We start from the raw sequence: 9,997 nt of genomic DNA on the forward strand, positions 1-9,997 counted from the left end.
TTCTTCACCTCTTTTCTACGATGTTTGTAACATTTGTTTCGCTAAATGTTCAGCTGTAGCGATATGTATATTTTTCCTTATGTCTTGGCCATCTGTCATTAATACAATAGGAGCTGATGATACTGCTGGAATTTTCAACAATTCACCACTACTTGCTGTTTCATCAAATTTTGTAAACACAATACCATCTATATGAATATCTTTAAAGTTTGTAATGATTTCAATCATATCTTTACTTTTCATCGAAGCTGATAACGTTAAACAAATATAATCTGGCTCTACTTGTCCCATCGTTTCAATCATTTCTTCTACTGTTTCTGTCGTACGATAATTTTTTCCGGCTGTATCAATTAAAATATAATCGACGCGCGCTTCTTCTTTAAAATACGTAAGCGCTCTTGTCATTGCAGCTTCATCACGCACAGCAATTACTTCCGATCCAATTGTCTTTACGTTATCTTGCAATTGCTGCACTGTCCCTATGCGCGAATGATCTGTCGTTATAAAACCAACTGTTTTGTTCTTACCGTGAAATTGCCATGCCATTTTCGCAAGCGTCGTCGTTTTACCAACACCAGTTGGACCGATTAATGCAATTGTTTGTACTTCTTTTTCAAAGACGTTTTCCGTATTGAAATGAGATTTCATATCTTCCAATATGTACCTAATAACTTCTTCTTCCGTAATCATCGTTGCATTTTCAAACTTTATTTTTAACTTTTCAGCATATGCATAAATGAAATATTGTTCCACATCGTTTTGTTCTAGCATCCGAATTACCTTTTGAATAATAAACGGTACAGATTCTTGACTTTCTTTCTTTGGAACTACTTCTTCTTTCTTTACCGGAACGACTTGTTTCACAACTTTTTTCTTTTTCGGTACTTCCGTTTCTTTCGTCTGTTTCACCACGACAATTCCTTTTTCAAACAGCTTTAATAGTTTTTCTTTTTTTCTTGCCCATTCTTCACTATTTCCTGTTTGCATTGCCGCGTATGACATAGAAGTCGTTACGTTTTCTAAATTGTGCAGTACTGATTGAATTCCATTCGCCTTCACAATTTGTTCTGAAGGATCATTCACAACATCCATTAACTGTTCATGAAATTGAGCTGTACCTTCATTCACTTCTTCCTGTTTTTCTTCTGGAAAAGCAACTAACATTTCATAATCCTTTTTCCAGAAAAACGGTATATTTCGTTTTACACTTTCATCGACAACGTAATAATAATCTGTACCATATTGGTCAAATAACTTTCGATACAATTCATTTTTCGAAGCTGCTTTTATTCGCATTAACGCTTCTTTCTTTTCTGTACTTTCCATTACTTCACCCCCTACTATTCAATATAGGCAATTTGATCCACAACAATTTCTGGTGCTAATTCGCTAATACAAAGTACTTGTGCTTCTACTTGATAACGTTCTAGCAGTCTTACAATTGCAAATCTAAAATCTTTTCTACGTGTTAATAACACTGGTTCTCTTCCCATTAAACGTGCTTGCTTAAAGACGCGCTGCACTTGCTCAACGACACGTGTTTCTAAATCTAAATCCCAGTTTAACAAGTAACCTTGATATGAATTATTCACAACATCCGCATCTAACTCAATTGAATCAGAGAAGAGCGCTGCATAAATTTTTCCGTCCGGATTTTTCGCATTTTCACAAATAACTTTTGAAATACATTCACGAACAAATGATGTCACACCATCAACGTGATTTTGATACACTTCTTTTCCGTCAATAATACCTTCAATAATTGTTGGTAAATCACGAATAGAAATACCTTCTTTTAGAAGTTGTTTAATAACATTTTGAACGAGTGATAAATCAATTTCTTTCTTCTTAATCTCTTCTAATAGAACGCCATTATCATTTTCAAGCGAGTTAATTAAGTCTTTTACATGTTGGCGCTGAATTAATTCATGCAGATTACGTCTTACGACAACATCTAAATGTGTAATTAATATGCTAAGTGGCTCTAACACTTGATAGCCTTTCATTTGTGCATCTTGCACCATATGCTCTAAAATCCAATATCCATCTTCGCCGAAAATTGGATCTTTCGCTGGTTCTGCATCTAAATCAGCCATTACGTTCGGTGTTTTTAGTGCTAATAAATAACCTGATTTTAAAACACCTTCAGCCGCCTTCGCACCTTTAATACGAATAATGTAACGACCACGTGGTCTAAAGCTCGTATTATCTTTAAAGTTAATTCCAGGAACGTTAATACCGAGGTCAGTAATAATCGACTTCCGCATAAGAACAACTTTATCACGAGCTGTCTCCCCATTAATTTTCTGCTTTACAAGTGCTGCTAAATCTAAACCGAGTTCTACAATAATCGGATATTTATCCGTAAATACTCCGAATGAATCTTCCACTTGTTGCAGTTGCTCATCTTCACCTTGAATCATTTCTAATTCTTTTTGAAGCTCGTCTTCTTTTTCTTTCTTTATTCGATTTTTATTACGAATGCCTAAGAAGATAATCGTTCCACCAACGAGTGCGAATGGTAAAAACGGTAGCGGAGTAAAAATACCCATTGCAATAAATAAACCACCAAGTGCATATACAACGACTTCATGTGCTAATAGCTCTTTAAAGATACCTTCTGTTACTGTATCCGGTGAGCCGTCAAATACACGCGTTACGATAATACCTGTTGAAATTGCAAGCATTAACGAACCGATTTGGTTTACGATTCCGTCACCGACAGTTAACTGTGTATAATGAAGAGCTGCATCTGCAAAGCTCATTCCTTGCTGCATCATTCCGACAATTAAACCAAAAATAATGTTTACGAATAAAATGACAATCCCGAAAATAACGTCCCCTTTAATGAACTTCCCGGCACCATCCATCGCTCCGTAAAACTCTGTTTCCATATTTAATTTTTTTCGTTTTGCTTGTGCATCTTTTTCTGAAATAATACGCTGGTTTAAATCAGCATCGATAGACATTTGTTTCCCTGGTAAAGAATCAAGTGTAAAACGAGCTGCTACTTCAGCTGTACGAGACGCACCGTTTGCAACGATAAACTGGAATATGATTAAAACTATAAAAATAACGATACCAATTAATAAGTTCCCGCCAATTACGAACTGGCCAAACTCTTCAATAACATGACCCGCATTTCCGTCTGTTAAAATCGCTCGCGTCGTCGAAACGTTAATCGATACGCGGAAAATCCCGATTAATAACAACATCGTCGGAAATGACTTTAACTCATCCCACTCGTTAATACTTGTCGCTCGCATATAAATAAGCACTGACATACTTAGTAGAAAAACGATAACGATATCAAGTATAAATGGTGGAAGTGGAATTAAGAGCGCCACAACGAATGACGCTGCTAAAAAGATAGAAAAATAGGTTCTTGCAGAATCCATCTTAAACAAAGAGATCCCCTCCAAACGCGCTATTATACTTCAAGTTCATTCGTTTGAATTAAATAGCGCATAACTTCAATTACAGCTACGTATAAATCTTCAGGAATTGTCTCATCTTCCTCGACTTGATAATATAAAGAACGAGCAAGCGGACGGTTTTCCACCATTGGTATTTCATGTTCACGGGCAAGCGTTCGTATATATAATGCGAGCTCATCTTCCCCTTTTGCAACGACAATAGGCGCCGCATCAACTTGTTTATTGTACCGAAGCACCACTGAAATATGCGTCGGGTTGTTCACAATAAACGTTGCACCATCCATCTTCTTCGCGATTGTCCCTTGCAAGATTGCATGCATAAAGTTTTTTCGTTTCCCTTTTACTTGCGGGTCCCCTTCATTATCTTTATGCTCTTGTTTCACTTCTTCTTTTTTCATCTTAATATCTTGTTCGTACTCCCATTTTTGATAAATGAAATCGATAATAGAAAGAACGATTAAAATAATTAAAATGGCTAAGAAGATAAATTTAATTTGCCTAATAATTTCAGTAAGTGACGCAGTCCAGTTAAATCCAATCATACTGACGATTTTCTCTAAATTCTTTTTAAAGAGAACGTACGAAACGTAACCGATTAATCCCATATAAAACAGTGATTTCAAAATATCTACTAAACTTTTACGACTAAACAATCTCGTAAAATAGTTTTTCGGATTAATACGTGACGCTTTCGGTTTAATGACTTTAGAAGAAAATAGGAAGCCGACTTGAATCATATAATTGAATAAATGAAAAGCATATACGAGTATTAATATCGGAGCCGATACTTTCAGTAATAAAATCCCCATTAAATAAAAATACTCGGTTGAATCTGTATTTTTTCCAATTTGATCAAACAGCACCGCTACGGAATTCGCAATCTCAAACCCTAGCCAATCTCCGAAAAAGTAAACGACAACTGCTAATACGAGAATGGAAAATAAATTATTTAAATCTTTACTCCGGGCGATATTCCCTTCTTCACGCGATTTTTTACGCTTCTGCGGGGTGGCCTTTTCTGTTTTATTATCCTTTGCCATGCGCGTCCCCCTACTTCGTTAAGAAAAAGTTAAATAGTTTCGTATACTCTTCAAGTAATACATCCGTCATATTTTTAAACACATAACCGAGCATCGGTACACTCATCGCAATAAACAAAATACCACATGTAATTTTAATTACGTATGCATTCATAAAAACGTTTAATTGCGGAGCATTTTTTGCAATTAAAATAAGAACAAAGTTAATGATGAATAAACTTCCCATAAGCGGCAGAGCAATTTCAACCGCTGATGTTATCGCAAATAATAACGTTGCGAGTAGACTATCTAAAAAACTAGTCGTCAACAATTTTGAAATCGCCTCTGTATATTGAAACGACTTTAAAATCGTGGCAACGAAATAGTTAATGCCGCCAAGTGAAATAAAAATAATAAGAAAAAATATATCAAAAATGGTTGATAGTAAAGTAGACTGTGAGCCCGCATTTACATCAAACAAACTTGCTTGTGATAAACCGATATCAAAGTCTAAAATATGCCCTGCCATTTTCGGAATGTTCCACAGCATCTCTACAATTTTTGAAAGTGATAAACCAATTACAATTTGCGTTGCTGCATAAGCTGCAACGTCCCAAACTGTCTTGATGTGAGAGACATCCACTTGATCGGCCACTGTAATTGAAAGAGCAAGTCCAAATGTAACCTTTGCCATCGCCGGAATTGATCGACCTGAGAAAAACGGTAGAAAATATAAAAATGAAGTAATGCGACAAAACGCAAAAAACGTCGCCGCCCATAATTCCATATTCATTTCAGTTCACCTATCTTAGTACGAACGCAATAGCGATGGGATTTTATCAAATAAATCTAAAATAAGCATCGTTAACTCTTGGAACATCCACGGACCTAAAATGATAATAACGAGCACAATACTCGCCATTTTCGGTAAAAACGTCAGCGTTTGCTCTTGAATTTGCATCATTGCCATAATAACCGCGATAATAATAACGACAATCAGACTTACAACGGCAATCGGCATTAAAATCATAACCCCTTTATAAAAAAAGGTTTGGAAAATATCTATAATTGGTGACGTATTCATTTATATGACTCCTATCACATAGCATCAAGCGCTTCAGGCGACCGTCTTAAACATAATATCGACGATTTTTGTATATCCACCTAAATATACGAAAACGAGTATTTTAAACGGTAAACTTAAAATCATCGGCGGTACCATCATCATCCCGAGGTACATTAAAAGTGTACTAATAATCAAATCTATAAATACAAACGCTAAATAAATGAACATCCCTGTTAGTAAACCTTTTTGAATTTGCGTTAACGTAAAGGATGGTACGAGTGTAAATAAGGAAAGATCCTTTAAATCTTTCGGCAACTCTTCTCCGCGTACTTTCAGCATCATTTTCAAATCATGCTTATACGTATGCTTTGACATATATTCTTTCATAATAGGAGCTGTCGTTTCCGCAGCTTGACTTACTGTTATTTTCTCTTTCGTCATCGGATCCCACACATCGCTCTTCAGTTGCCCGAGTACAGGCTGCATCGTAAAGAGTGATAAAAATAATGCAAGTCCAACAAGCACTTGGTTTGGTGGTAAATTCATTACCCCAAGTCCTTGACGTGTAATCCCAAGAACGATCATAAAATAAGTAAAATGTGTAAATAATAGAACGATAGAAGAAGATAATGATAAAAGGGTAACGAGCGCAAATAGTTGTACACTTGAATTACTCGTAAACTCTTTTCCATTTTCGAAATTAATAAAACCGTTCGGGGCCGCATACGCTGGATTTACAAAAATAATTGAAAAAACGATAGAAAATACGAAAATAACGGCTAATAATGATAACTGTTTCTTTATTCTCATGATGGATCCTCTACTTTTTTCGTTTCAGTCTTCACCGCGTCTTCTAGTGCTTGTTGAAACTGATTTCCTGTTCCGGTTAATTGCACAGACTGCACACCGTTATTACTAATAACAGTGAACACTTGCTTTCCGTCCACTTCAAATAAAAAGGCACTCGTTTGATGATTTAAATACACGCCGTCTTTTACTTGAATATGGCCATTTTCACCCTGCTTAAAAAACTGCTGTTTGCGCGTCTTTTTCGTCATATAATATGCACCGTAACCGAGCGCACCAAACAGTAAAACGACTTGAAATAAGGTCGTCATATACGACATATGACTCCTCCTCTACTCTTTATCTTGCATTTGACTTTGCGCTTTCATAAGCGCCGCTTGTTTCTTATCAGCTTCAATTTCAGAAATGATAATACCGAATTTCTCGTCCATTACGATTGCTTCACCGATGCCGACTTTCATATTACTTAAATACACATCTACTTTATGTCCTAAGTTTTTCTCTACTTCAAGAACATCGCCAACTTTTAACTGCTTTACATCTCCAAGCGTAATAGATGACTTTCCAAGCTTTACACCAAGTTCAATCGAAATATCTGAAACAGTATCGATATGTGCTTTACCTGCTTCATTTCGCTTTCCTGCAAAATCTTCTAATCCCATTAATGACACGGGAGATACTTCATGCTTCATATGGATCCTCCTACTCTACAAAACTTTTAAATAGGAGCGCCTTACGCGTTCCATCTTTTCCAATAAAACAATTAAATTTATGCTTTCCATCTACATAACCAAGTAATTCATCCGAAACTTTCGTATGAAGCGGAATAATATCGCCTTCTTCAATTTGTTCAATCTCACTCATTGTCATTTTCTGCTCACCAATCGCAACGTGAACAGGTTTGTACACTTGATTTACTTTCACTTCCACTTCAGACGTATACTTCCTACGTTTGTCCGAAGAATGTTCGACAATATTTTCAGACGTTAACTTATCCATAATTTCTTCAACAGATAAGAACGGAATCCCGATACGCACCGTCGTATTCCAAAAATCTGTTTTCATATTTACGTTAAGTAATGAAATGATATCGCTCGCTGTCGTAATCTTTAATGCATTCGGATCTGTTTCCGTCGTTACAAATTTCGGTTCAATCGCAACAACACTTTCAAATGATTGCTCTAAATTTTTACAAAGAAGCAAGAATATATTATCAAGCGTTAAAAACTCAAATGCTGTTAACGGTCTGCGCATCGTAAAGTTACGCTTACTATCTCCGCCAAGCCAACATTCATGAATATAAATAACGAATGCTAAATCAATCTCAATAACAATTTCTCCAAGCTCTGGTAAACCGAGATCAATCACGCAATATAAATAATAATCTTTCGGCATCTTCTCCACATACTCACTCGTAAATGGAACTTGCTCAACTGTTGAAGGCTCTAGTTCAATTGGAATACGCATACGCGCTGATAACGTCTGTGACGTCTGTTTTCCAAACGTAGAAGCAATCGCTTGCAAACTACGTAAATGCTCAACACCGAACTTCTCTGGTCTATTAAAATCATACTCTTGAAATTTCTCTTGCTTTCCTGCTTCTTGTGCGAAAGCTGGCATTTCCTCGCCTTCATTTACCGCCTTCAGCAGGGCATCAATTTGCTCTTGGCTTAATTTTTCGCCACTCATGACAATCCCCTTCCCTACCTTTTCAATTCAACGATTTCAACGTACATCTTCCCATTCTTCGTCAAAATCTTTCCGGTTCCAATCTCTTCATTCTCAAGCATAAGACGCACCGTATTTTTCGTTGAATTTTCAAGACGATACAATGTACCTTTCGTAATATGAAGCAAATCTTCAATTTTCTTTTTCGTATTTCCGATTTCAAAATAAATTGTTAACGGAATATCATCTTGTAATTTCAAATCTAGCCAACTCCCATATCATGTTCACGAAAATTTCATGTTCTCTCTATATATGAAACTCCCTATTTTGAAACGTCGATATTTAATATTTTTTTAATATATCCTTGCGTTTCTTTAAATGGCGGTACGCCTCCGTACTTTCTCACATTCCCAGGGCCAGCATTATAAGAAGCAAGTGCCAATACTAAGTCGCCGTTATTCTTCTTTAAATAACCGCTTAACTCTTTCACGCCACCTTCAATACTTTCAGCTGGTGAAAAGGGATTCTTCACGCCCATCTCCTTCACATTCGCTGGCATAAGCTGCATAAGTCCCATCGCACCTGCATGTGACACCGTTTTCGGATTAAAATTAGACTCTACTTCAATCATTTTTTGAATTAACGTTTTTGGAATTCCATATGTACGACTTACACGATCAATAATATCCTCATACTTCCCTTCATTGGAAGAACGTATTTTTTGAATATTATACTTCTTCGTTAATTCCCACGTATCAGCAGCCTCATTTTTCGTTTCTGGGAAACGTCGTTCAAACTCTTTTTGCGCAACTTGCACTTCATCTGCTTTCTTCGTTTCACCCTTTTCTTCGGGCTTACTCGCTTCATCTACTTTTTTCGTTTCACCCTTTTCTTCGGGCTTACCCGCTTCATCTACTTTATTAATAGATTGTTCCGGCTTATTAACAACCGTTTCTATTTTCGTAGATTGTACCGGCTGACTCATATCTTCTATTTTTGCCGGCTGCGTAGTAGCCTTCGTCTCCTTCGCAGGTTCACTCTGCAACTTCTCTTGAAAACGACTACTAACAAATGCTTGTGGACTACTTAGCTTTTGCTGAATTTGTCCTTTCTTATATGCAAGCACTTCTTTTACTATATTTCCAACTATCATAATATCACCTTTTCGGTAAACAAAGATAATCTAATATTAGAGTTTTTTTTTAAAGTTTGCAATAATCCTTTTGATAATATTGTAATAAAAAAATGAACAAATAGGAAATTATCATTTTTTTATATTCATTAATTACAATTATTCGTTGACACGATATATACCAAGGATTACAATTAATCTCGAAATTGATTTTTTTGCATATTTACGTTTAACAATTAACAGAAAAATCAATATAAAAAAATGGGGGTTTCTTAACATGAGAATTAATACAAACATTAACAGCATGCGTACGCAAGAGTACATGCGACAAAACCAAGACAAAATGAATACTGCGATGAATCGTTTATCTAGCGGTAAATCTATTAACAGTGCAGCTGACGATGCGGCTGGTTTAGCTATCGCTACTCGTATGCGTGCAAAAGAAGGCGGATTAAACGTCGGAGCTCGTAACACGCAAGACGCTATGTCTGCTTTACGTACTGGTGACGCTGCTTTAGGCTCAATTTCTAACATCTTACTTCGTATGCGTGATCTTGCTACACAAGCTGCTAGTGGTACGAATAACGTTAAAGACTCGGCTTCTTTAAACAAAGAGTACCAACAATTAGCAAAGGAAATTGACCATATTGCTGAAAAAACTAACTTTAACGGTAATTCATTCTTAAACCAAGCTGGTGGTGGTACAGATATTAAGATTCAACTTTCTGACGCTGCAAACGATACACTTGATATTACAGCTATTAATGCAAAGGCAGATACATTACTTGGAGCGGCTGTTGGAACTTTAACTGGTGCTGATACAGCAGCTGCTGTAACTGCAGCAACAACTGAAATGGGTAAAATTGAT

The 9,997-nt window shown here is 36.3% G+C and carries 12 protein-coding genes; 1 reads left to right on the forward strand and 11 read right to left on the reverse strand.

Going from position 1 to position 9,997, the window contains the following annotated elements; translation table 11 throughout:
* Nucleotides 1-15: 15 nt before the first annotated feature.
* The 11 genes from flhF to RT27_RS18470 form a co-directional block, all read right to left on the reverse strand.
* Nucleotides 16-1,326, reverse strand: coding sequence for a flagellar biosynthesis protein FlhF (gene flhF / locus RT27_RS18420; protein WP_000446182.1), 1,311 nt, complete (start codon nt 1,324-1,326; stop codon nt 16-18).
* Nucleotides 1,327-1,340: 14 nt separating this feature from the next.
* Nucleotides 1,341-3,407: a flagellar biosynthesis protein FlhA gene (flhA, locus tag RT27_RS18425; protein ID WP_029441911.1), complete on the reverse strand. Its 2,067-nt coding sequence runs from the start codon at nt 3,405-3,407 to the stop codon at nt 1,341-1,343.
* Nucleotides 3,408-3,430: 23 nt separating this feature from the next.
* Complete coding sequence (locus RT27_RS18430; protein WP_016082171.1) at nt 3,431-4,477, reverse strand: flagellar type III secretion system protein FlhB; 1,047 nt, start codon at nt 4,475-4,477, stop codon at nt 3,431-3,433.
* A gap of 10 nt (nt 4,478-4,487) precedes the next feature.
* A complete protein-coding gene (locus tag RT27_RS18435; protein ID WP_001055695.1) occupies nt 4,488-5,249 on the reverse strand; it encodes a flagellar biosynthetic protein FliR in 762 nt (253 codons plus the stop codon).
* Between the two features lie 15 nt (nt 5,250-5,264).
* Nucleotides 5,265-5,540 carry a flagellar biosynthetic protein FliQ gene (locus RT27_RS18440; protein WP_001098080.1) on the reverse strand — a complete coding sequence of 92 codons (276 nt, stop codon included), beginning with the start codon at nt 5,538-5,540 and terminating at the stop codon, nt 5,265-5,267.
* 33 nt (nt 5,541-5,573) lie between these two features.
* Entirely contained in the window at nt 5,574-6,332 is a 759-nt protein-coding gene (locus tag RT27_RS18445) for a flagellar type III secretion system pore protein FliP (protein ID WP_001220582.1), read from the reverse strand.
* Entirely contained in the window at nt 6,329-6,649 is a 321-nt protein-coding gene (locus tag RT27_RS18450) for a hypothetical protein (protein ID WP_000121178.1), read from the reverse strand. Before RT27_RS18450 ends, RT27_RS18445 begins: the two co-directional genes overlap by 4 nt.
* 12 nt (nt 6,650-6,661) lie before the next feature.
* A complete protein-coding gene (fliN, locus tag RT27_RS18455) occupies nt 6,662-7,021 on the reverse strand; it encodes a flagellar motor switch protein FliN (RefSeq protein WP_000680010.1) in 360 nt (119 codons plus the stop codon).
* A gap of 10 nt (nt 7,022-7,031) precedes the next feature.
* Nucleotides 7,032-8,018 carry a flagellar motor switch protein FliM gene (gene fliM / locus RT27_RS18460; RefSeq protein ID WP_000012361.1) on the reverse strand — a complete coding sequence of 329 codons (987 nt, stop codon included), beginning with the start codon at nt 8,016-8,018 and terminating at the stop codon, nt 7,032-7,034.
* A 14-nt stretch (nt 8,019-8,032) separates the two neighbouring features.
* On the reverse strand, nt 8,033-8,257 hold the full coding sequence (locus RT27_RS18465) for a flagellar motor switch protein FliN (protein WP_000775712.1): 225 nt from the start codon (nt 8,255-8,257) through the stop codon (nt 8,033-8,035).
* A gap of 62 nt (nt 8,258-8,319) precedes the next feature.
* On the reverse strand, nt 8,320-9,150 hold the full coding sequence (locus RT27_RS18470) for a lytic transglycosylase domain-containing protein (RefSeq protein ID WP_043936925.1): 831 nt from the start codon (nt 9,148-9,150) through the stop codon (nt 8,320-8,322).
* Nucleotides 9,151-9,406: 256 nt separating this feature from the next.
* On the opposite strand from RT27_RS18470, the gene RT27_RS18475 reads away from it, so the two are divergent.
* Nucleotides 9,407-9,997 (forward strand): flagellin (locus tag RT27_RS18475; RefSeq protein WP_043936926.1); only part of this gene is annotated, 591 nt, incomplete at its 3' end.

The organism is Bacillus sp. L_1B0_5 (assembly GCF_000836715.1).
Lineage (GTDB): Bacteria > Bacillota > Bacilli > Bacillales > Bacillaceae_G > Bacillus_A > Bacillus_A thuringiensis_S.